This is a genomic window from Streptomyces sp. NPDC002602, assembly GCF_042889445.1.
Taxonomy (GTDB): domain Bacteria; phylum Actinomycetota; class Actinomycetes; order Streptomycetales; family Streptomycetaceae; genus Streptomyces.
In genome coordinates this window covers 40,995-63,142 of sequence record NZ_JBIAQX010000014.1, presented here as the reverse complement: position 1 = coordinate 63,142, position 22,148 = coordinate 40,995, and the positions used below count along the sequence as shown (strand labels likewise).

General features: G+C 70.7%; 23 protein-coding genes. 5 read left to right on the top strand and 18 right to left on the bottom strand.

Features of this window, described 5'->3' with window-relative positions:
- Positions 1–70 precede the first annotated feature (70 nt).
- The 7 genes from ACFYW3_RS29095 to ACFYW3_RS29065 all read right to left on the bottom strand — a co-directional run bounded on the left by ACFYW3_RS29095 (position 71) and on the right by ACFYW3_RS29065 (position 7,680).
- Complete coding sequence (locus ACFYW3_RS29095) at positions 71–1,942, bottom strand: AMP-dependent synthetase/ligase (protein WP_389387845.1); 1,872 nt, start codon at positions 1,940–1,942, stop codon at positions 71–73.
- 186 nt (positions 1,943–2,128) lie between these two features.
- Positions 2,129–2,761: a DinB family protein gene (locus ACFYW3_RS29090; RefSeq protein WP_389387844.1), complete on the bottom strand. Its 633-nt coding sequence runs from the start codon at positions 2,759–2,761 to the stop codon at positions 2,129–2,131.
- A 314-nt stretch (positions 2,762–3,075) separates the two neighbouring features.
- Positions 3,076–4,419: a dicarboxylate/amino acid:cation symporter gene (locus ACFYW3_RS29085; RefSeq protein WP_389387843.1), complete on the bottom strand. Its 1,344-nt coding sequence runs from the start codon at positions 4,417–4,419 to the stop codon at positions 3,076–3,078.
- 404 nt (positions 4,420–4,823) lie between these two features.
- Entirely contained in the window at positions 4,824–5,093 is a 270-nt protein-coding gene (locus ACFYW3_RS29080; RefSeq protein WP_351750072.1) for a DUF4229 domain-containing protein, read from the bottom strand.
- A gap of 147 nt (positions 5,094–5,240) precedes the next feature.
- Entirely contained in the window at positions 5,241–5,765 is a 525-nt protein-coding gene (locus ACFYW3_RS29075) for a GNAT family N-acetyltransferase (protein WP_389387842.1), read from the bottom strand.
- 217 nt (positions 5,766–5,982) lie between these two features.
- Positions 5,983–7,146 carry an aminofutalosine synthase MqnE gene (gene mqnE / locus ACFYW3_RS29070; protein ID WP_053682490.1) on the bottom strand — a complete coding sequence of 388 codons (1,164 nt, stop codon included), beginning with the start codon at positions 7,144–7,146 and terminating at the stop codon, positions 5,983–5,985.
- Positions 7,147–7,224: 78 nt separating this feature from the next.
- A complete protein-coding gene (locus ACFYW3_RS29065) occupies positions 7,225–7,680 on the bottom strand; it encodes an Lrp/AsnC family transcriptional regulator (protein WP_053682489.1) in 456 nt (151 codons plus the stop codon).
- Between the two features lie 113 nt (positions 7,681–7,793).
- On the opposite strand from ACFYW3_RS29065, the gene ACFYW3_RS29060 reads away from it, so the two are divergent.
- Positions 7,794–7,940, top strand: a complete 147-nt coding sequence (locus tag ACFYW3_RS29060) for a hypothetical protein (RefSeq protein WP_351750026.1) — start codon at positions 7,794–7,796, stop codon at positions 7,938–7,940.
- On the opposite strand, the gene ACFYW3_RS29055 is transcribed toward ACFYW3_RS29060, so the two are convergent.
- On the bottom strand, positions 7,937–8,626 hold the full coding sequence (locus ACFYW3_RS29055) for a UbiX family flavin prenyltransferase (RefSeq protein ID WP_329444513.1): 690 nt from the start codon (positions 8,624–8,626) through the stop codon (positions 7,937–7,939). The two genes, ACFYW3_RS29060 and ACFYW3_RS29055, sit on opposite strands and share 4 nt — an antisense overlap.
- 90 nt (positions 8,627–8,716) lie before the next feature.
- Between ACFYW3_RS29055 and ACFYW3_RS29050 the strand changes: the two genes are divergently transcribed.
- Positions 8,717–9,328, top strand: coding sequence for a rhomboid family intramembrane serine protease (locus ACFYW3_RS29050; RefSeq protein WP_389387841.1), 612 nt, complete (start codon positions 8,717–8,719; stop codon positions 9,326–9,328).
- Here the strand turns inward: ACFYW3_RS29050 and mqnP are convergent.
- The 3 genes from mqnP to ACFYW3_RS29035 form a co-directional block, all read right to left on the bottom strand.
- Positions 9,325–10,248 carry a menaquinone biosynthesis prenyltransferase MqnP gene (gene mqnP / locus ACFYW3_RS29045; RefSeq protein WP_389387840.1) on the bottom strand — a complete coding sequence of 308 codons (924 nt, stop codon included), beginning with the start codon at positions 10,246–10,248 and terminating at the stop codon, positions 9,325–9,327. The two genes, ACFYW3_RS29050 and mqnP, sit on opposite strands and share 4 nt — an antisense overlap.
- Positions 10,245–10,736 carry a hypothetical protein gene (locus ACFYW3_RS29040; protein WP_389387839.1) on the bottom strand — a complete coding sequence of 164 codons (492 nt, stop codon included), beginning with the start codon at positions 10,734–10,736 and terminating at the stop codon, positions 10,245–10,247. The genes mqnP and ACFYW3_RS29040 overlap by 4 nt, the downstream gene beginning before the upstream one ends.
- Positions 10,737–10,815: 79 nt before the next feature.
- On the bottom strand, positions 10,816–12,270 hold the full coding sequence (locus ACFYW3_RS29035) for a menaquinone biosynthesis decarboxylase (RefSeq protein WP_389387838.1): 1,455 nt from the start codon (positions 12,268–12,270) through the stop codon (positions 10,816–10,818).
- 90 nt (positions 12,271–12,360) lie between these two features.
- Here ACFYW3_RS29035 and ACFYW3_RS29030 point away from each other — a divergent pair, with 90 nt between their 5' ends.
- Positions 12,361–12,696, top strand: coding sequence for a PLD nuclease N-terminal domain-containing protein (locus ACFYW3_RS29030; RefSeq protein ID WP_389387837.1), 336 nt, complete (start codon positions 12,361–12,363; stop codon positions 12,694–12,696).
- Here ACFYW3_RS29030 and ACFYW3_RS29025 read toward each other — a convergent pair.
- Entirely contained in the window at positions 12,693–13,631 is a 939-nt protein-coding gene (locus tag ACFYW3_RS29025) for a LysR family transcriptional regulator (RefSeq protein WP_351750032.1), read from the bottom strand. The two genes, ACFYW3_RS29030 and ACFYW3_RS29025, sit on opposite strands and share 4 nt — an antisense overlap.
- Positions 13,632–13,767: 136 nt before the next feature.
- Here ACFYW3_RS29025 and ACFYW3_RS29020 point away from each other — a divergent pair, with 136 nt between their 5' ends.
- Positions 13,768–15,243 (top strand): MFS transporter, encoded by a 1,476-nt coding sequence (locus ACFYW3_RS29020; RefSeq protein ID WP_389387891.1) that lies wholly within the window; start codon positions 13,768–13,770, stop codon positions 15,241–15,243.
- A 37-nt stretch (positions 15,244–15,280) separates the two neighbouring features.
- On the opposite strand, the gene ACFYW3_RS29015 is transcribed toward ACFYW3_RS29020, so the two are convergent.
- Positions 15,281–15,652 (bottom strand): cupin domain-containing protein, encoded by a 372-nt coding sequence (locus ACFYW3_RS29015; protein ID WP_389387836.1) that lies wholly within the window; start codon positions 15,650–15,652, stop codon positions 15,281–15,283.
- 176 nt (positions 15,653–15,828) lie between these two features.
- Here ACFYW3_RS29015 and ACFYW3_RS29010 point away from each other — a divergent pair, with 176 nt between their 5' ends.
- Entirely contained in the window at positions 15,829–16,245 is a 417-nt protein-coding gene (locus ACFYW3_RS29010; RefSeq protein ID WP_351750074.1) for a MarR family transcriptional regulator, read from the top strand.
- Between the two features lie 251 nt (positions 16,246–16,496).
- Here the strand turns inward: ACFYW3_RS29010 and ccsB are convergent, their stop codons facing one another.
- The 5 genes from ccsB to ACFYW3_RS28985 all read right to left on the bottom strand — a co-directional run bounded on the left by ccsB (position 16,497) and on the right by ACFYW3_RS28985 (position 22,038).
- The gene (gene ccsB, locus ACFYW3_RS29005; RefSeq protein WP_351750075.1) at positions 16,497–17,576 is read right to left on the bottom strand and encodes a c-type cytochrome biogenesis protein CcsB; all 1,080 of its coding nucleotides are present in this window, start codon (positions 17,574–17,576) and stop codon (positions 16,497–16,499) included.
- A complete protein-coding gene (locus ACFYW3_RS29000; RefSeq protein ID WP_351750034.1) occupies positions 17,576–19,288 on the bottom strand; it encodes a cytochrome c biogenesis protein ResB in 1,713 nt (570 codons plus the stop codon). The genes ccsB and ACFYW3_RS29000 overlap by 1 nt, the downstream gene beginning before the upstream one ends.
- 13 nt (positions 19,289–19,301) lie before the next feature.
- Complete coding sequence (locus ACFYW3_RS28995; protein WP_351750035.1) at positions 19,302–20,087, bottom strand: cytochrome c biogenesis protein CcdA; 786 nt, start codon at positions 20,085–20,087, stop codon at positions 19,302–19,304.
- A 4-nt stretch (positions 20,088–20,091) separates the two neighbouring features.
- The gene (locus ACFYW3_RS28990; protein ID WP_389387835.1) at positions 20,092–20,727 is read right to left on the bottom strand and encodes a TlpA family protein disulfide reductase; all 636 of its coding nucleotides are present in this window, start codon (positions 20,725–20,727) and stop codon (positions 20,092–20,094) included.
- 66 nt (positions 20,728–20,793) lie between these two features.
- Positions 20,794–22,038 carry a hypothetical protein gene (locus ACFYW3_RS28985; protein WP_389387834.1) on the bottom strand — a complete coding sequence of 415 codons (1,245 nt, stop codon included), beginning with the start codon at positions 22,036–22,038 and terminating at the stop codon, positions 20,794–20,796.
- Between the last annotated feature and the right edge of the window lie 110 nt (positions 22,039–22,148).

The following is a 22,148-nucleotide window of genomic DNA, read 5'->3' as shown; positions in this document are numbered from 1 at the left end:
GCCGGCCCACCCTAACCGCGCCCCACCGAGTCGGCCCGCCGACGGCTCGCGCCGGGCGGGCTCAGCCCCCTCAGCCCCGACCGCGGTAGAGGGCGTTGATCTCGCGGTCGAACTCGCGCGCCACCACGCCCCGCTTCAGCTTCAGCGACGGCGTCAGGTGGCCTCGCGCCTCCGTGAACTCGCCCGGCAGCACGACGAAACGTCGGATCGATTCCGCGCGCGACACCAGCTGGTTCGCCTCGTCCACCGCCCGTTGCACGTCGGCCCGCAGTTCCTCGTCCTCGACCAGTGCCCGCATCGGCATGCCGGTCTTCTTCCGCATCTGCCGCCAGTGCGCGAGCCCCTCCGGCTCCAGGGTGACCAGGGCCGCCACGTACGGCCGGTTGTCGCCGACGACCATGCACTGGCCGACCAGGGGGTGGGCGCGCAGCCGGTCCTCCAGGACGGCCGGGGCGACGTTCTTGCCCCCGGAGGTGATGATCATGTCCTTCTTCCGGCCGGTGATCGTCAGGTAGCCGTCCCGGTCCAGTTCGCCGATGTCCCCGGTGGGGAACCAGGCGCCCGGCTCCGCCCAGGCCACGTTCCAGTACCCGGCGAAGACGTGGCGGCCCCGCAGCAGCACCTCGCCGTCGTCGGCGATCCGTACCGCCGTCCCGGGGAGCGGCCAGCCGACCGTTCCCAGCCGGGGCTTCAGCGGCGGGGTGATGGTGGAGGCGGCGGTCGTCTCGGTCAGTCCGTAGCCCTCGAAGACCTCGACTCCGGCGCCGGTGTAGAAGGCGGCGAGCCGCCGTCCCAGGGGTGAGCCGCCGCTGAGGACGTAGCGGACGCGGCCGCCCAGGGCCGCGCGGATCCGTCGGTAGACGAGCGGGTCGTACAGGGCGCGGGCGGTGCGCAGTCCGAGGCCCGGGGGGTTGCCCTCGGCCGCCTCGCCGAGGCGCTCCGCGATCCGTGCGGCGCGGTCGAAGGACGAGGCCCGGCCCATGCGCTCGGCGGTGGCCCGCGCGGTGTTGTAGACCTTCTCCAGCACGTAGGGGATGGCGAGGAGGAACGTCGGGCGGAAGCCGGCCAGGTCCGCCAGCAGGTCCTCCGTGGCGATGCTCGGCGCGTGGCCGAGTTTCACCCGTGCCCGCAGGCATCCGACGGCCACCATCCGCCCGAACACGTGGGACAGCGGCAGGAAGAGCAGCGTGGACGCGGGCTCCTCGGTCTTGGCCCGGAAGACGGGGTGCAGCAGCTCGACCGCGTTGTCCACCTCGGCGAAGAAGTTGCCGTGCGTCAGTACGCAGCCCTTGGGCTGCCCGGTGGTCCCCGACGTGTACACGAGCGTCGCCACGTCGTGGGGCGTACGGCCTCTTCGACGTTCGTGCACCAGCGCGTCGGGGATGTGCTCCCCGGCTTTGACGAGTCGGGCCACGGCCCCCGTGTCGAACTCCCACAGGTGCGCCAGCCACGGCAGGTTCCCGCGCTCGCCGCTGATGATCCGTGCCTGCACGGTGTCCTCGACGGCGCAGGCCACGGCTCCGGAGTCGTGGATGATCCAGCGTGCCTGGAGGGCGGAGGAGGTGGGGTAGATCGGTACGGTGACCAGCCCGGCGGCCCAGCCCGCGAAGTCCAGCAGCGTCCACTCGTACGTGGTCCGCGCCATGATGGCGAGCCGGTCCCCGGGGCGCAGCCCTTCCGCGATCAGGCCCTTGGCCACGGCGAGGACCTCGGCCGCGAACTCGGCGGCGCTCACGTCCCGCCAGGCGCCGTCCGGCCCCTTGCGGGCGAGCACGGCCTCGCCGGGGGCCTGGGCCGCGTTGTCGAAGGGGATGTCCCCGAGTGATCCGTGCGGGGGCGGCCCCACCAGCGCGGGCACGACCACCTCGCGCACCACACCGTCGATCACGGTCTTGACGGGTTCGACGAGTTTCGGCCCGGCCTGCTGCACAACAGTGCTCACGGCGCGCGCTCCTTCGGTTCGGCAGGAGTTACCGCCGGTAATTTACGCAGGGGTAACCGCTGCCGGCCACCCCCCGCACACGCTCCGACCGGCACATTCCCACCGCGCACACAGCACGCACACACCGCGGACCCGCCCGCCGAGGGGCCTGCGCCGGCCGGCCGTGGAGCGCGGCCGGCGGAACCGTCACCCCCGTGTGGCGCGGTGGAGATCGCGGAGCAGGGCGATCTCGGCCCCGTGGTGCAGGAGTTCCTGGTTGACCCACCAGACGATGTCGACGAACGGCTCCTCCGCGTCGCTGCCGTGCGGGTACGTGCAGTACCCCACGGTGTCCAGCGCGGCGTCGTCCACGCCCGCGAGCGCCTTCTGCCAGGCCGAGGCGGCCGTGTCGAAGTCCGCGACCGCCGTGGCGACGTCGCCCTTGACCCGGTAGTCGTCCCGGGTCAGCGCCCGACTGCCGGCCACGTGGTCGGCCCGCAGCGTCAACATTTCGGTGAGGTGGCTCAGGCGCCAGGCGATCGTGGTGAACGGAGGCGGCGCGGGGTGCGGGTAGGGCGCGGCGTCCCGACCCCACTCGCCGGCGCCGGCCAGGTGGGTCGCCCGCGCCCCCGGCCCGTCCGTGCGCCGGCGCACCGACCAGCAGTCCGCCACCGGCTCCCAGAAGTACTCCTCGTCGGTCATCGGGCCGACCTCGGTGTCCGACCCGTCGCCACTGTCCATGACGGGCCCGGCCAGCCGGCCCAGCAGGCGCTCGCGGGCGAAGTCGAACTGCTCCAGCAGAGGAATCACACGGGAGGGGGTCTCGGGGGACGGGCTCACGGCGTCACTCCTGTGGGTGAACGGCTCGCCCGAGGCGAGGGCGAGCGGATGACCCGCCAGGCTGTCACAGCCACCGCCGCACCGCGCCTCGATTACGTACCGGTCGCCTCAGCCGCCCGCGCCGGGTCGTGACCCGCCCGGGCCGCCCGGGCGGGGAACGCCGGCCCCCGGGTACGGGAAAACACCGCGACCCCCGCCCGGACGGGGGCGGGGGTCGCGATGAGTACGCGTCCTGCGAGCGGCGAACGAACGGACGACGGCACAGCCGCACGGCCGGACGACCCCACGGCCGGACGGGTCCGGCGATCGAGCGATCAAGCCGCGACGGGAACCGGCGCCTCGGCGCGCTCGTCGCCGCGCTCCTCGGACCGCTCCTCGAGCGGGGAGGACGACGCGGTGGCGTAGGCCTCCTTGTCCAGGATTCCTTCGCGGGCCGAGACGATGACCGGGACGACGGCCTGGCCGGCCACGTTGGTGGCGGTGCGCATCATGTCGAGGATCGGGTCGATCGCCATCAGCAGGCCCACGCCCTCCAGGGGCAGACCCAGGGTGGACAGGGTCAGGGTCAGCATGACCGTGGCGCCCGTCAGGCCGGCCGTGGCGGCGGAGCCGACCACCGACACGAAGGCGATGAGCACGTACTCCTTGATGCCCAGTTGCACGTCGAAGATCTGCGCGATGAAGATCGCGGCGAGCGCCGGGTAGATCGCGGCGCAGCCGTCCATCTTGGTGGTGGCGCCGAACGGGACGGCGAAGGAGGCGTACTCCTTCGGGACGCCGAGGCGCTCGGTGACCTTCTGGGTGACCGGCATGGTGCCGACCGAGGAGCGGGAGACGAAGGCCAGCTGGATGGCCGGCCAGGCGCCCTTGAAGAACTGGATCGGGTTGACCTTGGCGACCGTGGCGAGGAGCAGCGGGTAGACGCCGAACATCACGAGCGCCGAGCCGATGTAGACGTCGGCGGTGAAGGTGGCGTACTTGCCGATCAGGTCCCAGCCGTAGGTGGCGATGGCGGTGCCGATGAGGCCGACGGTGCCGATGGGCGCGAGGCGGATGACCCACCACAGGGCCTTCTGCAGGAGCTCCAGCACGGACTCGGCGAGGCTGAGGACGGGCTGCGCCTTGCTGCCGAGCTGGAGTGCGGCGATGCCGGCGACGGCGGCCATGAAGACGATCTGGAGCACGTTCAGCTCGGTGAACGGCGTGATGACGTCGGTCGGGACGATGCCGGTCAGGAAGTCGATCCAGGAGCCCTGGTGCTTGGGCAGCTTGCCGTCCTGCGGGGTGAGGCCGGTGCCGGCGCCCGGGTTGGTCAGGAGGCCGATGGCGAGGCCTATGCCCACCGCGATCAGCGACGTGATCATGAACCAGAGCAGGGTGCGGGAGGCGAGCCTGGCGGCGTTGTTCACCTTCCGCAGGTTGGTGATGGACACCAGGATCGCGAAGAAGACGAGCGGGGCGACGGCCAGCTTCAGCAGTTGGACGAAGATGTCGCCGATCTGCTCCAGGGTCGTCTTGAGCCAGCTGACGTCCTGGCTCTTGGCGAGCCAACCGAACAGGACACCGAGCACGAGACCGGTGACGATCTGCGCCCAGAAGGGGAACTTGAACCTGGCCTTGGCGGGAGCCTGGGCCTGGGGGGTCTCGGACACGGACACTCTCCGGGGGACGCACAAGGAAACGGGGTGGTGGTTCTGCGGTGATGCGGTGCGGCAGCCAGAAGGGGGCCGGCCGGGGACCGCTGCTGTATCGATTCAGCTCAACTCGGTGACAACGGTTCAGCGACAGCAACAGGCCGCGGACACGCGGCGGCAGAGGTCGACGTGCAGGCGCGCCACGAGCGGGACGCTCGCGGTCATCTGGTGCGCAACTGTGGTCAACATGTTGAACACGCTAACACTTCGCCTTTGGGATTCTCAAAGGTGCCCTTTGAGCCAGGCCGGCGCGGGACTCGCGCCGGCCGTTCCTGGAAACGCCAACGCCCCAGCGTTACGGGCGGTATTCCCGTTGCTGGGGCGGTTCGGTGTGTGATGAAACCAACAGGGGCCCGAGCCCCCGGGGACTAGCTCACGCGGGCCGCGTCGTCGACCGAGTCCTCCTGGCTGCGGTTCGCGGCCAGCTTCTCCTTCGCACCCGCGACGCGTCCGGAGATCTGCACGGACATCTCGTCACGCTGCTTGCGCAGCAGCACGAAGGAGAGCGGCGCGGACAGCACGAGGGCGAGCAGCACGAGCCACGCGACGTTGGCGTCGCCCAGCCCGGAGGGCACCCAGCCCAGACGCACCAGTGCGGCGACGAGGACGAGGCATCCGACGAAGATGCCCAGGCGCATCGCGGTGTAGCGGATCGTCGCGCTCGGCTTGAGGGACACGGTGACCCCTTCTCTCTCGTCTTCGTACGTCGGCACGTGCCCGTCCAGTGAAGCACGCCGGACCCCCGCCCCGGCCCGCCGGGGTCAGTGCGGCGGCATCGGCGGTGATCAGTGCAGCGGCAGCAGGAAGGTGATGTCGTCGCGGTCGTCGCCGGGTGCGACGCGGATGGCGTCGGGGACGCGGCCGACCTCCTTGTAGCCGCAGGCCGCGTAGAAGCGCTCCAGGCCGAGGCCGCCGCGGGCGCCGAGGCGGATGGCCTCGATGCCGTCGAGGGTGCGCGCGGAGTCGGCGAGGGCGGCCATCAGTTCCCGCCCGGCGCCCCGCCCCTGGAGGGCGGGGGCGACCATCACGGTGTACGCCCAGACCCAGTGCCGTTGAAGGCGGTGGGCGTTGAAGGCGAGGAAGGCGGTGGCGGCGACGCGGCCCTCCTCATCGCGTCCGACGAGCAGGCGCATGCGACCTTCGGAGATGGCCGCGAGGTGCTTGACCAGTTCGGGCCGCACGACGTCGGCGGTCACGGGCGGTACGAACCCCACCGCGCCGCCGGCGTTGGTGACGTCGGTCCATAGCTCGATGATCCCGTCGCGCAGGACCGCGTCGATCGCGGGATCGAAGGTGAAGGTAAGGGCCATAAGGAAAGACTAACCATTACCGCGACCGTCGGGCAACGACTGTCGGACAACGGCTGTCGGGCAACGACCCGCACCGCGCGTCGGGCCCCGACACACGCGTCAGGCCCCGGTCCCTGACGGAACCGGGGCCTGACGGCGGGCCGACGAACGGCTCGAAGCACGGTGCGAGGTGCGACGCGAGGTGCGACGCGCGACGCGACGCTCGGAGTACGGCGCGTCAGACGCGCATCGCCTGCGGCGTCTCGCGCAGGCCCGCCTCCGGGCCCGGGTACTCGCGGATGATCTCGTAGCGCGTGTTCCGCTCGACCGGGCGGAAGCCGGCCTCGCGGATGAGCTCCAGGAGGTCGTCGCGACCCAGCTTGTTCGGGGTGCCGTAGTTGTCGGCGTCGTGCGTGATCTTGTACTCGACGACCGAGCCGTCCATGTCGTCCGCGCCGTGCTGGAGCGCGAGCTGCGCGGTCTGCACGCCGTGCATGACCCAGAACACCTTGACGTGCGGCACGTTGTCGAAGAGCAGCCGGGAGACGGCGAAGGTCTTCAGCGCCTCGGCGCCCGTCGCCATCGTCGTCCGCGCCTGGAGCTTGTTGCGTACCTTGCCGTCCTTCATGTCCACGAAGTCGTGCTGGTAGCGCAGCGGGATGAAGACCTGGAAACCGCCGGTCTCGTCCTGGAGCTCGCGCAGCCGCAGCACGTGGTCCACCCGGTGGCGCGGCTCCTCGATGTGCCCGTAGAGCATCGTCGCGGGGGTCTTCAGCCCCTTGGAGTGCGCCAGTCGGTGGATGCGCGACCAGTCTTCCCAGTGGGTGCGGTGGTCGACGATGTGCTGCCGCACCTCCCAGTCGAAGATCTCGGCGCCGCCGCCGGTCAGCGACTCCAGGCCCGCCTCGATCAGCTCGTCCAGGATGTCGGAGGCCGACATCCCGGAGATCGTCTCGAAGTGGTGGATCTCGGTGGCCGTGAACGCCTTCAGGGAGACGCTCGGCAGCGCCTCCTTGAGCGCGGAGAGCGAGCGCGGGTAGTAGCGCCACGGCAGGGTCGGGTGCAGGCCGTTGACGATGTGCAGCTCGGTGAGGTTGTCGTTCTCCATGGCCTTCGCCAGGCGGACGGCTTCCTCGATGCGCATCGTGTACGCGTCCTTCTCGCCCGGCTTGCGCTGGAACGAGCAGTAGGCGCAGGACGCGGTGCACACGTTCGTCATGTTGAGGTGACGGTTGACGTTGAAGTGGACGACGTCGCCGTTCTTGCGCGTGCGCACCTCGTGTGCGAGGCCACCGAGCCAGGCCAGGTCGTCCGACTCGTAGAGGGCGATGCCGTCCTCACGCGTCAGCCGCTCGCCGGAGCGGACCTTCTCCTCCAGCTCGCGCTTGAGCCCAGCGTCCATCCCGGTCGTCTCCTCTACGTGTCCTGCACTGCACTACATGTCCCGCACTGCCTGCAACCGCCGCGACCCACCGTACTCTCAGGCCTCCTCGGGCAGCTCCCCGACCCGGTTCTCCCACTTCGTGGAGAGCACGATCGTGGTGCGGGTGCGGGAGACGCCCTTGGTGCCGGACAGCCTCCGGATGATCTTCTCCAGGCCGTCCACGTCACTGGCGCGCGCCTTCAACATGAAGGAGTCGTCGCCCGCGATGAACCAGCAGTCCTCGATCTCCGGCAGGTCCTTGAGCCGGCGCGCCACGTCCTCGTGGTCGGCGGCGTCGGAGAGGGAGATGCCGATCAGCGCCGTGACGCCGAGACCGAGCGAGGCCGAGTCCACGGTCGCGCGGTAGCCCGTGATCACGCCTGCGGTCTCCAGGCGGTTGATCCGGTCGGTGACGCTGGGGCCGGAGAGACCCACGAGACGGCCCAGCTCCGCGTACGAGGCACGCCCGTTCTCCCGGAGTGCCTGGATGAGCTGCCTGTCCACCGTGTCCATTTGTATGGAGCCTTCCATTATTCGGCGATCCTGCAAGTCTAGGTATAGAATCTAAGGCACACAGGGTCAACACCCTGTGAATCTTTTCAACAGATCAATGACGATCTTCAGGAGTGGTTTTCACCGTGTACTCGATCGAGATGGCCTACGCGCACATGCGACAGCTCCAGGAGCTGGCCAACCGATCCCGCACCGACCAGCCGTCCGCCGCACACCGCGTGGACAAGACCCGCAAGCCGCGCAGCGCCAAGAAGCGCTAGTCACCGCCGCCTGCCCCCTGGGGAGCGCGGGAGCCTCCCAGCTCCCCCTCCCAACGGCGATACAGCCGGTGCGGCACCCCTGCCGCGTCCAGCACTCGCCCCGCGACGAAGTCCACCAGATCCTGGATGTGCGTCGCACCCGCGTAGAAGGCCGGAGAGGCGGGCAGCACGATCGCGCCCGCCTCGTCCAGCGCCACCAACTGCTTCAACGTCTGCCCGCTCAGCGGGGTCTCGCGTACCGCGACCACCAGTCGGCGCCGCTCCTTGAGCGTCACGCTCGCGACCCGCTGGAGCAGGTCCTTCGACAGCCCCAGCGCGACCCCCGCCACACAGGCCGTCGACGCCGGCACGATCAACATCCCCTTGACGGGGTACGAGCCCGAACTCGGTCCGGCCGCCAGGTCCCCCGCCGCCCAGTGGCGTACGCCGTCCAGGTCGAGCCCCGTGAAGGTGCCCGGCTTGCCGTCCGCGCCGCGCCCCAGCCACTCGGCCAGATCGGCCCGCCAGTGCGCGTCGCGGAAGGCGATCCCGGTCTCGTCCAACAGGGTGAGCCGAGAGGCCCGGCTCACCACCAGGTCCACGCCCTCGCCCGCCGCGAGGAGTCCCCGGATCACCGCCGCCGCGTACGGCGTCCCGGACGCACCGGAAACCCCGACCACCCACGGGGTGCGCTTGCCCTCAGTCATACCTCCGAGACTATCCGGCCACGGCACGCGGGCACTCGATAAGGTGTCCGCACGTCCCAGGGGGTGGGATGCGCGGACGAGGGGGCAGCGGTGAGCACGAGCGTGGACGAGACCTGGACCCGGACCCACCGGGCCAAGGCCGCCGCCCGGTTGATGCTGGGATGGGTGGCGCTGCTCTGGCTGATAGAGGCGGTCGACTTCGCCACCGGCCACGCGCTCGACGCGTACGGGATCGAGGCACGCGAGCCGGGGAGCCTCCCGCGGGTCCCCCTGGCGGCGTTCCTCCACTTCGGCTTCGATCACGTGGCGGCCAACAGCGTTCCGCTGCTGGTGTTCGGCTTCGTCGCCGCCCTCGGGGGCATCCGTCGCTTCCTGGCCGTCTGCGCCCTGATCATCGCGGCCGACGGCCTCGGCACCTGGCTGATCTCGCCGTCGTACACCCTCACCGCCGGCGCCTCCGGCGTGGTCTTCGGGCTCTTCGGCTACGTCGTCGTCCGCGGCTTCGTCGAACGCAAGGTCCTCGGCATCGCGGTGGGACTGGCGATCGGCCTCTACTGGGGCGCCACCGTCCTGGCGGGCATCCTGCCCCTGACCCCCGGGGTCAGCTGGCAGGGGCACCTCTGCGGCCTCGTGGCGGGCGTGGTCACGGCCGTGTTCTTCCGCCGCCCCGTCCCCCCGCCGGCGCTCCCCGGAGGAGCCTAGAGCGTCAGGCCGCGCACCACGAGGTCCGCCAGCGCGCAGACGAACAGCGCGATGCCGATGAAGCCGTTCACCGTGAAGAAGGCCCGGTTCAGGCGGGACAGGTCGTGCGGCTTCACGATGGTGTGCTCGTAGACGAAGGCCGCGACGACGATCAGCAGACCGAACCAGAAGATCGGGCCGGCGTCCGTCGCCACCGCGTACCAGGCGAGCAGGGCGGTGGTCACCACGTGGGCCCCGCGCGCGCCCCACAGGGCCGCCGGGATGCCGAAGCGGGCCGGGACCGAGCGGACGCCCTCCGCGCGGTCGGCCGCCACGTCCTGGCAGCCGAAGATCAGGTCGAAGCCGCCGATCCACACGCCGACCGCGAGGCCGAGGATCACCGCGTCCCAGGACCACTCGCCGGTGATCGCCAGCCAGGCGCCGATCGGCCCGATCGCCTGGGCCAGACCCAGGATGGCGTGCGGGAAGTCCGTGAAGCGCTTCCCGTACGGGTAGACCACCATCGGGACCACCGCGAGCGGCGCCAGCATCAGACACAGCGGGTTCAGCAGCGCCGCCGAGCCGAGGAAGACCAGGAGCGCGATCCCGGCGCCGGTCCAGGCCGCACGGACCGATACCGCGCCGGTGACCAGCTCACGGCCGGCGGTGCGCGGGTTACGGGCGTCGATCTCCCGGTCGATGATGCGGTTGGCGGCCATCGCGAAGGTCCGCAGGCCCACCATGCAGACGGTGACGAGCAGCAGCTTGCCCCAGTGCACGGTCCCGTCGAGCTGGAACATCGCGGTGAACGCCGCGATGTAGGCGAAGGGCAGCGCGAAGACCGAGTGCTCGATCAGTACGAGTCTCAGAAAGGCCTTGACCTTCCCGACCTGCGGCGCGGCGGGCCCGGGACCGAGAACCCCTTCGGCTGCCGATGTCATGCGACGCTCCGGTGGAACTCGACGACGTGCTCGCGTACCTCGGCGACCGCCAGCGTGCCGAGCTCCACGTCCAGCGGTCCGGTCTGCGACCCCGGCTCCTCGGAGCCGGCCGGCGGTACGACCCGGGCGCTCAGGGAGACGCGGTCGTCACCGGCGCGGGTGACGGACAGGACGATGATGCCGTCGGCCAGTTCGAGTTCGGCGTCGCCCGCGCCGGTCAGCGCGTACAGCAGCTCGTCCGCGAAGACCGCGGCCTCGTGGTCGGTGAGCTCGGGCAGCTCGAAGGTCCGCCCCTCTCCGTCCGTACGGTCGGCCATGACCTGCCAGACACCGGACTCCCCGGCGAACTCCTCGGGGGTGACCCCGGCATGCTCGGCCGCGAGGCGCAGCCCCGGGTCGTTCACGTCGAGTTCGGGGCGTACCAGTGCGACGCAGGGCGTGTCGTCACCCAGGAACAGGGCGGGTCCGCCCACAGCGATCGGGCTCACAGTCCGCACTCCGGATCATCCCCGCTACCGCGGGGAGCACACACCCGCGCCCTGTCCGCGTCCATCCTGACCGAGCGGCTCACAGGCCGTACTCCTTCCAACGTCGTGTCACCCGTTCGGCGGTCGCCGGGTCGGACTCCACCATCTCCGGCCAGCCGCCGTCGCGGGTGTAGCCCTCCTCGGGCAGTTTCCTGGTGGCGTCGATACCGGCCTTGCCGCCCCAGAACTGCTGGTACGAGGCGTGGTCCAGGTGGTCCACCGGTCCTTCGACGACGGTGAGGTCGCGGGAGTAGTCGGTGTTGCCCAGGGCCCGCCAGGAGACCTCGTGGAGGTCGTGGACGTCGCAGTCCTTGTCCACCACGATGATCAGCTTGGTCAGCGACATCATGTGGGCACCCCAGATGGCGTGCATGACCTTCTGCGCGTGCTTGGGGTACTTCTTGTCGATCGAGACGATCGCGCAGTTGTGGAAGCCGCCCGACTCGGGGAGGTGGTAGTCCACGATGTCCGGCATGATGATCTTGAGCAGGGGCAGGAAGAAGCGTTCGGTGGCGCGACCGAGCGGACCGTCCTCGGTCGGCGGACGGCCGACGACGATCGACTGGAGCAGGGGGCGCTTGCGCATCGTCACGCAGTCGATCGTGAGCGCGGGGAACGGTTCCTGCGGCGTGTAGAAACCGGTGTGGTCGCCGAAGGGGCCCTCGGGCAGCATCTCGCCCGGCTCCAACCAGCCCTCGATGACGACCTCGGCGTTGGCCGGCACCTGGAGCGGGACCGTCTTGCAGTCGACCATCTCGATGCGCTTGCCCGCCACGAAGCCGGCGAAGAGGTACTCGTCGATGTCGCCGGGCAGCGGCGCGGTGGACGCGTACGTCACGGCCGGCGGGCACCCGAAGGCGATGGCGACGGGCAGCCGCTCGCCCCGGGCCGCGGCGACCGCGTAGTGGTTGCGGCTGTCCTTGTGGATCTGCCAGTGCATGCCGATGGTGCGCTTGTCGTGGCGCTGGAGGCGGTACAGGCCGAGGTTGCGCACGCCCGTCTCCGGGTGCTTGGTGTGCGTCAGACCGAGGTTGAAGAAGGACCCGCCGTCCTTGGGCCAGGTGAAGAGGGCCGGCAGCAGGTCCAGGTCCACGTCGTCGCCGGTGAGCACGACCTCCTGGACGGGCGCGTCGCCCTTCACCTTCCGCGGCGGCACGTGCACCATCGAGCCGAGCTTGCCGAAGGCCTCGCGGACGCCGATGAAGCCCTGGGGCAGCTCGGGCTTGAGCAGTCCGCCGATCTTCTCGCTGATCTCCGCGTACGACTTCAGGCCGAGGGCCTTCAGGAGTCGGCGGTCGGTGCCGAAGACGTTCATGGCCAGCGGCATCGCCGAGCCCTTGACGTTCTCGAAGAGCAGCGCGGGCCCCCCCGCCTTGTTCACTCTGTCCACGATCTCCCCGATCTCCAGATACGGGTCGACTTCGGCCTTGATGCGCTTGAGGTCGCCCTCCCGCTCCAGAGCCCGGAGCAGCGAGCGGAGATCGTCGTAAGCCATGGGGCCCAGTATCCGCCACCCTCTACCCTGGGAGCGTCACCGGGGCCCGACGCGGCCCCGCCGCCACTGCCTGGGAGTCGGTCCCGCACCGTGCTGCGCTATCTGCCGTTCCTGCTTCTCGTCGCGCTGACCGTCTATGCCTTCATCGACTGTCTGAACACGCCGGAGGAGGAGGTCAAGCACCTGCAGAAGGTGGTCTGGGTCCTCATCGTCCTGCTCTTCCCGATCGTCGGGGCGATCGTCTGGCTGTACTCGGGCAAGAAGCGGCGGGCGTCCGCCGGCCGGGCCCGCCGCACGCAGTGGGTCGCGCCCGACGACAACCCGGAGTTCCTGAACTCGCTGCGCGAGGAGCAGGACCGCACCAGGGGGCGGGACGAGGAGAAGGACGCCGAGAAGGACACGGACCGGGACCGGGACAAGGACTAGGGCGCGGGCCGCGCGGCCGGCCGGGCCCCTCGGCCCGCCGCGCCCCGTCCCACCGTGTCGAGCGCCGCGCTCGCGAAGGCCCGTACCGCGCCCGAGTTGTCGGCCGCGCGCCAGACCAGGCCGTAGCCGGCGGGCTCGGCGTCCGAGAAGGGGACGTACGCGACTCCCGGGCGGGCGAAGTACGTCGCCGCGTGCGCGGCGACGAGCAGCGCGCCCCGGCCCGCGGCGACCAGCATCAGCGCCTCCTGCATGTTCGTCACCTCCGGGCCGCGCCCGATCGGCCGGCCGGCCGGGGTGCGCGCGGGGGTCAGGTACGCGCGGCGGTACGGCGGCAGGTCCCCGCCGATGCTCAGCAGCGCGATCCCCGCCAGGTCCTCCATGGACAGGGACTCCCGCGCGGCCAGCGGGTGCCCCGCCGGCACGGCGAGCGCCCGCTCCTCGACGAGCAGCACCGGCCCCTCCCCCAGGTCCGACTCGCGCACCGGGAACTCGGCGAAGGCGACGTCGAAGTCACCGCTGCGCAACTGCCCGTACGGGTCCGAGAGCGGCACCTCGCACACCTCGACGGCCAGGCCCGGGTGGGTGACGCGCAGTGCTTCGGCGGCCCGCAGGACGACCTCCCCGGCGGGCGGCGTGGTGAAGCCGACGTGCAGCACCCCGTCGGCGGCGCGGGCGGTGGCGGCCGCCCGGTCGAGGGCGGCGGCGATCCCCCGGTGGTGCGGTTCCAGGTCGGTGCGCAACTGCGCGCCGAGGGCGGTGAGGACGACGCTGCGGCTGGTCCGCAGGAACAGCGGCGCGCCGACGCGGCGCTCCAGGCGCTGGACGAGTTGGCTGACGCGGGCGCGGGACAGCAGCATCCGGTCGGCTGTCCGGCCGAAGTGCAGTTCCTCCGCGAGGATCAGGAAGCAGTCGAGCTCGTCGCGATCGGTAAGCATGGCTGAACGAACGTTGTTCTCTTCGGCGTTGTTCCCCCTCGGGCGGCGGACGAAGGTGGTGGAGCCGGCAACTGCCCCTTCCTTCCTTTCCGTTCTGTGAGGTTGTCCCGTGTCCGATCACATCAACGACGGCAGAATCGACAGGCGCCGCTGGGGCGTGCTCCTCGTCCTGTGCGGTGCGATCTTCCTCGAAGGCATCGACGTGGCGATGCTGAACGTGGCCCTGCCCTCGATCCGCGCCGACCTCGGTCTGGAGACCGGCGAACTCCAGTGGGTGATGAGCGCCTACGTGCTCGGCTACGGCGGATTCATGCTGTTGGGCGGTCGCGCCGCCGACCTGTTCGGGCGGCGGCGGATGTTCGTCGGCTGGCTGGCCGTCTTCCTGCTCTTCTCCGGTCTGGGCGGACTCGCCACCGAGGGCTGGCAGTTGATCGCCGCCCGGTTCGTCACCGGGGTGGCCGCGGCCTTCATGACCCCGGCCGGACTGTCGATCATCACCACCGGCTTCGAGGAGGGACCGCAGCGGGAGAAGGCGCTGCTGGTGTACTCCGGCACCGCGGCCGGTGGATTCTCCATCGGGCTCGTCGCGGGCGGGCTGTTGGCCTCCGCCGGGTGGCGGTGGGTGTTCTTCGCGCCGGTGGCGCTGGCCGCGCTGATCCTGGTGGGCGCGCTCGCCCTCGTACCGCGTGAGGCGCGCGGGGCCACCCGGGGGCGTCTCGACCTGCCGGGCGGGGTGTTGGTGACCGCGGCGGTGGTGCTGCTGGTGTGGGGCGTGGAGGAGACCTCGGTGTGGCCGGCCGCGGCGGGAATCGCCCTGCTGGGCGTGTTCGCCCTGGTGGAGCGGCGGACGGCGGAGCCGTTGATCCGGCTCGGCATCCTGCGCTCCGGGGCGCTGCTGCGGGCCAACGCCGCGGCGCTGCTGTTCTCGGGGGCGTTCTTCGGCTTCCAGTTCCTGGTGGTGCTGTACCTCCAGGAGCTGCGCGGCTGGTCGACGCTGGAGACCAGCTTCGCGATGATCGTGATCGGGATCGACGCCGTGCTGTCGCCGACGCTGGTGCCGAGGCTGGTCGGGCGGTTCGGCAACGGCCGACTGATCTTCGGCGGGCTCCTGCTGGCGGCGCTCTCGTACGGGCTGTTCCTGCCGCTGGGCGCCGACTGGACGTACCTGATGATGCTGCCGAGCCTGATCCTGCTGGGGTTGGCGTTCGCGCTGGTCTACGGACCGCTGACGATCGTGGCGACCGAGGGCGTCGAGGAGTCCGAGCAGGGGCTGGCGGGCGGGCTGCTGTACACGTCCTTCCAGTTCGGGGCGGCCGTCGGACTGGCCGCCGTGACCGGCGTGGCCTCGGCGTACGCCGACCCGCTGACGGGCTACCGGGCGGCGCTGCTGGTGCCGTTCGCGGGGGTCCTCGCGGCCGCGGCGGTCAGCGCACCGGGCCTGCGCCGGCGACGCGCCGACGGAGCCGCGACGGTGACCGCGGCCGGGCCCGGGGGCGAGGACGCGTCCGGCCGCTCGGGCGACCGCTCGGTCGACTCTCCGGTCGATTCCTCTGCCGGGGCGGCGGCCGGGGCCCCCGAGCCGGGGCCGGAGCCGAAGCCGGTACGGGCCTGAGTGCCCGGCGGCGACACCCGGACCCCGCCCTGCCCGGTCAGACGGCCCAGGGCAGGGTCCGGGTGCCTTCCGTACCGGTGACGGAGACGATGCCGTCGGCGCGCATGGCGACGTGGGCCTCGAACCGCTCGGGAGAGCTGATGCGGCGGGCCACGTCGGGCGGCAGGACCAGGGTCCGGCCCGCGGCGACCGTCTCGGTGCGGCCCCCGGAGGTGACCTCCAGGGTGCCCGAGGTGACCGTCCAGACCTGCTCGCGGGTGACGGAGTGCTCGGGGCCGGCGCTCCCGGCGGGCATGTCGACGTACCAGGTGCTCAGTTCGGCGCTGCCCCGGCTGGGGGCGGCGTGGCCGGTCATCGTGGCGTTCGGGGTGACGGTGACGTGGTCGGGGGACGGGTGGATCACGCGCATGACGGAGTCCTCTCAAGGTAAGTAAAGCTGCTTTACTCGCTGTTCCGAGTAAAGCAGATTGACTCACCCGTGTCACCATGAATCCCGTGACCAGAACCGAAGCCGGCAACGGCGACCCCGGACACCGCGGCCACGGGAGCGAAGATCCCGGCATCGAGCTGACCCTCCTCGTCGGGATGGGGTTCCAGCTCCTGCTGGCCGAGTTCACCCGCCGCCTCACCGCCGTCGGCGAAGGCGACCTGCGCCCCCTGCACGGCATGGCCTTCCAAGTCCTCAAGGGGCCCGGCGCCACCGCCACCGAGCTCGCCGAGCGACTCGGGGTGACCAAGCAGGCCGCCGGCCAGATGGTCGACGACCTGGAGCGACGCGGTTACGTACGGCGCGAGCCGCACCCCGGGGGCGGCCGCCGCAAGCTCGTGGTCCTGACCCGCGCGGCCTACGACCACCTGAGCGTCGCCGGCGCGGTCATGCACGAGCTGGAGGCCGAGCTGGCCGGCGCCGCCGACCTCCCGGCGCTGCGGCGCGAACTCACCCGGGTCGTCCGCGCCCTGCACGGGGACGGCCCGCTCCCGGCCCTGCGGCCGGTGTGGTGAACGCCGCCGCCCCTGACCGACGGCGTCCGGGAACGGCGACGGGAAGGACGTCGGGGAACGGCGTCGGGGAACGGCGTCGGGGAACGGCGTCCGGGAAGCGTCGGGGAACGGCGTCCGGGAAAAGCGTCGAGGAAAGCGAAAGGCCCGCCGGGGCCGCGGCTCGGATGAGCCGTGACACCGGCGGGCCTTGCCCGTGCGGTCGAACGCCCGCGTCAGACGCCCGCGTCGAACGCCCGCGTCAGACGCCCGCGTCAGACGCCCGCGTACGAGTGCTTTCCGCTGAGCAGGATGTTCACGCCGTAGTAGTTCCAGATCCAGCAGGCGAAGGCGAACAGCGCCAGGTAAGCGGCCTTGCGGCCCTTCCAGCCGGCGGTGGCCCGGGCGTGCAGGTAGCAGGCGTACGCCACCCACGTCACGAAGGACCAGACCTCCTTGGGGTCCCAGCCCCAGTAGCGGCCCCAGGCGTCGCCGGCCCAGATCGCGCCCGCCACGATGGTGAAGGTCCACAGCGGGAAGACGGCCGCGTTGATCCGGTACGAGAACTTGTCGAGCGAGGCCGCCGAGGGCAGCCGCTCCATGACCGAGGAACGGAAGCGGCCCGGCGTGCGACCGGCTTCGAGGTGGGCCTCGTAGGAGTCGCGGAACAGGTACAGCACCGCGCCGGCCGCGCCGATGTAGAACACCGCACCGCAGAAGATGGCGGTCGAGACGTGGATCCACAGCCAGTACGAGTGGAGGGCCGGCACCAACTGATCGCTGTCGGTGTACAGCCACGTGGTGGCGATGCCCAGGTCCAGCAGCACGGTGGTGATGAGGATCAGGCCGAGCCAGCGCACGTTCTTCTTCAGCAGGAGCAGCACCAGGTACGCGCCGACGGCCACCGTGGAGAAGGTCACCGAGAACTCGTACATGTTGCCCCAGGGGGCCCGCTGCACCGACATGGCGCGGGTCACGACACCGGCCGCCTCGATGAGGAAGCCGAGCACGGTCAGCGAGACCGCGACCCGCCCGTACAGGTCTCCCCGCTCGGTGCCGCCGGCCGCGCCCGGACCGTCGGGGACGTCGCGCGAGCCGGAAGCGGACCGGGTGACGACCTTCGGCCGGTCCAGGACGGCGGTGCCGCCCTGGGACCGCACCTGTACGGCGGGGGCCTGGGCGCTCTTGGCGGTGGTCAGCGCGGCTGCCGTGCGGGCGACCTTGCTGCGGCTGCCGAACGTCCACTCGGTGATGTGCGCGAGGAAGGCGAGCGTGTAGACCGCCATCGACGAATAGACCAGGTAGTTGCTGAGCTCAGCCAGACTCTCGTTTGCTGCGGCTGCGAGCGGCGTCATCATCCGCGCTCCCCTTCGACAGGTTCCGTGACAGGTTGGTCGGGCGCGGTGGGCGCCTGCTGGTGGAGCGCGGCGGAGAGCACCGCGAGCTCCTCCGGGAGCTTGGCGGACTCGCTGCGGCCGAGGCCCGCCATCTCGACGACGGTGACGCCGTCCTTGCCGGTGACCGCCCGGACCCAGATCCGGCGGCGCTGGATGAACAGCGAGGCGGCCAGGCCGCCGATCGCGACGACCGCGCCCGCGAGGGCCAGGCCGTTGGCCGGCTGCTGGGTGACCGAGAAGGTGGCCCAGCGCTCGACGCTCTCGAACTTCACGGTGCCCGCGCCGTTCGGCAGGGTCATCGTCTCGCCGGGCAGCAGCTTCTGCTTGAACAGCTCGCCCTTGTCGTCCTCGAACTGCTTCATCTTCGAGGTGTTCAGCTGGTACACGTTCTGCGGCAGACCCGAGTCCACGCCGAGGCTGCCGTGGTAGGCGCTGAGCGCGAGGACGGGGAAGTCCAGGGCCGGGAACTGCGAGAGCATCGTGCCCTTGCCCTCACCCGCGAAGGTGGGCACGAACATGGCGTTGAAGCCGAGCTGCTCCGCCTTGCCGTCCTTGTTCTTGTAGCCGTCGGTGACCTTGACGGCGCCCGACGAGCTGAGGTTCGCGTCGAAGGGCAGCATCGGCACGGCGTCCTTGTAGATCACCTTGCCGTTGGGGTCGGTCACGGAGATGACCGGCGCGTAGCCGTGACCGAGAAGGAAGATCTTGGAGCCGTCGACCTCCAGCGGCTTGTTGACCTCGATCTCGGACTTGACCGGCTTGCCGTCCGCGCCCTCGCTGAAGGTCACGTACGCCTTGAAGTCGCGCGGGGTGCCCTTCTGCGGCCCGGTCTTCTCGTACGTCGCGTCGAACTGGTCCAGGGTGAACGAGAACGGCGGCAGGTTGTCCGAGGAGAAGAGGCTGCCGGACTTGAAGTCGTCGTACTGGGTGAGCGTGTTCGAGAAGCCCTTGCCGCGCAGGACGAGCTTGCCGCCCTCGGACTTGTAGAGCTGCCCGACCGCGAAGGCCACCAGCATGAAGATCAGGGCGATGTGGAAGGCCAGGTTGCCGGCCTCGCGCAGGTACCCCTTCTCGGCGGCCACGGAGTCCCGGCCCGCCTCGGTGCGGAAGCGACGGCCGCCGAGCACGTCCTTCGCGTACGAGAGCACCTCGTCCGGGGACTTCTCCGTGCGCCACGTCGCGTACGCGGGCAGCCGGTCCAGGCGCCGGGGGGCGCCCGGCGGGCGGCCGGTGAGCTGGCCGACGAACTGCCAGGTGCGCGGGATGATGCAGCCGATCAGCGACACGAACAGCAGGATGTAGATCGCGGAGAACCACACCGAGCTGTAGACGTCGAAGAGCTGGAGCTTCTCGGCGACGGGCACCCAGAAGTCGTGGGTCCGCTTCCACTCCGCGACCTTCATCGCGTCGACCTGGGTCTGCGGGATCAGGGAGCCCGGGATGGAACCCAGGGACAGCAGGAAGAGCAGGATCAGCGCCACCCGCATGGAGGTGAGCTGCCGCCAGAACCAGCGGGCCCAGCCGATCACCCCGATGCCGACGGGGGCGGTGGGACCGTCCTCCAGGGGGGCGGTGGACAGTTGGGCGCCCGCGGCGGCGTCGGCGTTGGCCTCGGCCTGCTCGGTGGACTCGTGCGGCGCCTCGGTGGACGCCTTGTCGGTCGTACTCATGTCCGTGTAGTCCTCAGATCCCCACCGTGAAGCCGTCGGTCCAGGCCTGCATGTCGGTGATGAGCGTGCCCCACCATCCTGTGACGAGCAGCAGGCCGGTGAGGATCAGCATGCCGCCGCCGATCCGCATCACCCATGCATAGTGCTTCTTCACCCAGCCGAACGCACCGAGCGCCTTGCGGAAGGCGATCGCGGTGACGATGAAGGGCAGCCCCAGCCCCAGGCAGAACACGACGGTCAGCAGCGCGCCGCGGCCCGCGGTCGCCTGGTCGATGGAGAGCGTGTTGACCGCCGCGAGCGTCGGCCCCATGCAGGGCGTCCAGCCGACCCCGAAGAGCACGCCCAGCAGGGGTGCGCCGACCAGCCCCGCGGCCGGCTTCTTGTGGAAGCGGAACTCGCGCATCGTCAGCCCGGGGATCCAGCCCATGAAGAAGAAGCCGAGGAGTATCACCAGCGCGCCGAGGGCTCTGGAGATGGGTTCCTTGTTGTTCGCGAGGGTCGCCCCGAAGTAGCCGAAGAGCGCGCCCGTGGAGACGAAGACGGCCGTGAAGCCGAGGACGAACAGTCCCGCGCCGGCCAGCATCCGTCCACGCCGGGCCTCGGCGAGGTCGGCTCCGCCGACGCCGGTCACGTAGGACAGGTAGCCGGGGACCAGCGGCAGCACGCAGGGCGAGAAGAAGGAGACCAGTCCGGCGAACAGCGAGAGCGGCAGGGCCAGCAGCAGGGCGCCGTTGAGGACGGTGGTGTTCACGCCGGTCGCCTCGGCGGCGAGGACGAGGTGGGGGAGCTCGGAGACCACGAGGTCACTTCTCCGCGAGGAGCGGGTCGATCATCGAGCGCAGTTGCTCCTCGTTGACCGCGACCAGGGTGCGGGCGGCGATCCGGCCCTCCTTGTCGAGGACGATCGTGGAGGGGATCGACTGCGGGTTGAGCGTGCCCTTGGGGAAGCGGAGCATCAGCTTGCCGTCCGGGTCGTAGAGGCTCGGGTAGGTGATCCCGTAGGTCTCCTCGAAGGAGGCGGCGTTCTGCTTGCTGTTGTCGCGGGTGTTCAGTCCGACGAAGGCGACGTCCTTGCCGCCGTCGGCCATGGCCTTGGACACCTTCGCGAAGTACGGGGCCTCCGCCCGGCAGGGCGGACACCACGAGCCCCACACGTTGAGGACGACGACCTTGCCCTTGAGGGAGGTGACGTCGAGGGTCTCGCCGTCCACGGTCTCGCCGTCCAGCCTGGGGGCCTCGGCGCGGTTCCCCTTGGCGACGGTGGAGATGCCGCCGGGGCCCGTCACGTAGTTGCCGCCGGCGGAACCGGAGGGTTTGCTGCCGCTGCCCGAGTCGCCGCACGCCGAAAGGGTGAGGGCGCTCGCGAGGGTCACCGCGGTCAGCAGGATGGCACGGCCGCTGGTCGAGCGGCGGCGACGGGGGGCGCGGCTAAGGCTCATGTGAAAAGTTTCGCATGGGCGATTTGCGGATCTTCCACGCCCCCCGACGGCGAACCGGGACGCCGGTCAGGCACCGGTGAGATACGTGCGCCAGCCACCGGCCGGTGACCGGCCGGGCGCGAGGCCCCGCAGCCGGTCCAAGACCTTGGGGTCCTGGACGTCCAGCCAGTCGACGAACTGCCGGAAGGAGACGAGCCTTACGTCCTTTTTGTCCGCCATGCCCTTCAAGGCCTCCTCGACGGCGTCCATGTAGATGCCGCCGTTCCACTCCTCGAAGTGGTTGCCGATGAAGAGGGGCGCGCGGTTGGTCTCGTAGGCCCGCCGGAAGCCGCCGAGGTAGGCACTGGTGGCCTGGGTGCGCCAGCCCGGGTAGTTGGCGGCGACGCCCTTGGTGGTGTTCTTCGACTGGTTCGCCAGGATGTTGTAGTCCATCGAGAGCACCTCGAAGGAGTGCCCCGGGAAGGGCAGGGACTGCAGGGGCAGGTCCCACAGGCCCGACTTCTTCACCGGCCACTGCTGGAGACCGCCGGGCGAGGACGCGTCGTAGCGCCAGCCGCGCTCGCGCGCGGTGGGCAACAGGCCGTCCTGGCCGAGCAGGCAGGGGGTGCGCCCGCCGACGAGTTCCTTGCGGTAGTCGAAGGGCAGCGGTTCGAGATCCGTGAACCCGGTGTTGGTGCGCCAGTTCGTGACGAAGGACACGGCCTGGTCGATCTCGTCGTGCCAGTCCTGCGGCGACCACTTGGCGACGGAACCGGAGCCGCCGCAGAAGTGCCCGTTGAAATGCGTCCCGACCTCGTGGCCGTCGAGCCAGGCCTGGCGCACGTGACCGAGGGTGTTGCGGACGTTCTCGTCCTTGAGGTAGCCGATGTCCGAGGCCCCGACGGGATTGTTCGGCGGCCGGTACAGGTGCTTCTTGGACTCCGGCAGGAGATAGAGGCCGGAGAGGAAGAAGGTCATGGCCGCGCCGTGGTCCCTGGCGACCTTGAGGAAGCGCGGGAAGAGACCGTTGCCGACCTCGCCCGCACCGTCCCAACTGAAGACCACGAACTGGGGCGGCGTCTCGCCCGGCTGGAGCGGGACGGGGGCGGGGGGCTGGTGGGGCTGGGGGCCGGTGTCCGCGGTGGAGCCGTCCCCGATGCGCTTCGCGGCGGGCGGACCGGGTTTCGCGGAGCCGGTCGGGTCCGGGTGCGCCCCGGAGTCTCTCGAACCGGAGCCGCCACCGCAGCCACCGACGCCCAGCGCGACGGCGCCGAGGCCGAGGCCGAGCGCGCCGCGTCGGGTGAAGTCCCGTGTCCTGCCCAGATCGCTCATGAAATGTCATACAAACGGACAATCAGAGGCGAATGAAGTCGGGACACGGCGCGCCATGGTCGACTTGTATGAAAATAGAGAAACCCATGGGGAGGTCATGGTCCGAGGTC

What these genes read in the sequence shown, in the direction of transcription:
- ACFYW3_RS29080 (WP_351750072.1), bottom strand. Translation starts at nt 5,093, where the DNA reads ATGCGCCTGGGCATCTTCGTCGGATGCCTCGTCCTCGTCGCCGCACTG.
- ACFYW3_RS29075 (WP_389387842.1), bottom strand. Translation starts at nt 5,765, where the DNA reads ATGGCCCTTACCTTCACCTTCGATCCCGCGATCGACGCGGTCCTGCGC.
- mqnE (WP_053682490.1), bottom strand. Translation starts at nt 7,146, where the DNA reads ATGGACGCTGGGCTCAAGCGCGAGCTGGAGGAGAAGGTCCGCTCCGGC.
- ACFYW3_RS29065 (WP_053682489.1), bottom strand. Translation starts at nt 7,680, where the DNA reads ATGGACACGGTGGACAGGCAGCTCATCCAGGCACTCCGGGAGAACGGG.
- ACFYW3_RS29055 (WP_329444513.1), bottom strand. Translation starts at nt 8,626, where the DNA reads ATGACTGAGGGCAAGCGCACCCCGTGGGTGGTCGGGGTTTCCGGTGCG.
- mqnP (WP_389387840.1), bottom strand. Translation starts at nt 10,248, where the DNA reads ATGACATCGGCAGCCGAAGGGGTTCTCGGTCCCGGGCCCGCCGCGCCG.
- ACFYW3_RS29035 (WP_389387838.1), bottom strand. Translation starts at nt 12,270, where the DNA reads ATGGCTTACGACGATCTCCGCTCGCTGCTCCGGGCTCTGGAGCGGGAG.
- ACFYW3_RS29025 (WP_351750032.1), bottom strand. Translation starts at nt 13,631, where the DNA reads ATGCTTACCGATCGCGACGAGCTCGACTGCTTCCTGATCCTCGCGGAG.
- ACFYW3_RS29015 (WP_389387836.1), bottom strand. Translation starts at nt 15,652, where the DNA reads ATGCGCGTGATCCACCCGTCCCCCGACCACGTCACCGTCACCCCGAAC.
- ACFYW3_RS29010 (WP_351750074.1), top strand. Translation starts at nt 15,829, where the DNA reads ATGGGGTTCCAGCTCCTGCTGGCCGAGTTCACCCGCCGCCTCACCGCC.
- ccsB (WP_351750075.1), bottom strand. Translation starts at nt 17,576, where the DNA reads ATGACGCCGCTCGCAGCCGCAGCAAACGAGAGTCTGGCTGAGCTCAGC.
- ACFYW3_RS29000 (WP_351750034.1), bottom strand. Translation starts at nt 19,288, where the DNA reads ATGAGTACGACCGACAAGGCGTCCACCGAGGCGCCGCACGAGTCCACC.
- ACFYW3_RS28990 (WP_389387835.1), bottom strand. Translation starts at nt 20,727, where the DNA reads ATGAGCCTTAGCCGCGCCCCCCGTCGCCGCCGCTCGACCAGCGGCCGT.
- ACFYW3_RS28985 (WP_389387834.1), bottom strand. Translation starts at nt 22,038, where the DNA reads ATGAGCGATCTGGGCAGGACACGGGACTTCACCCGACGCGGCGCGCTC.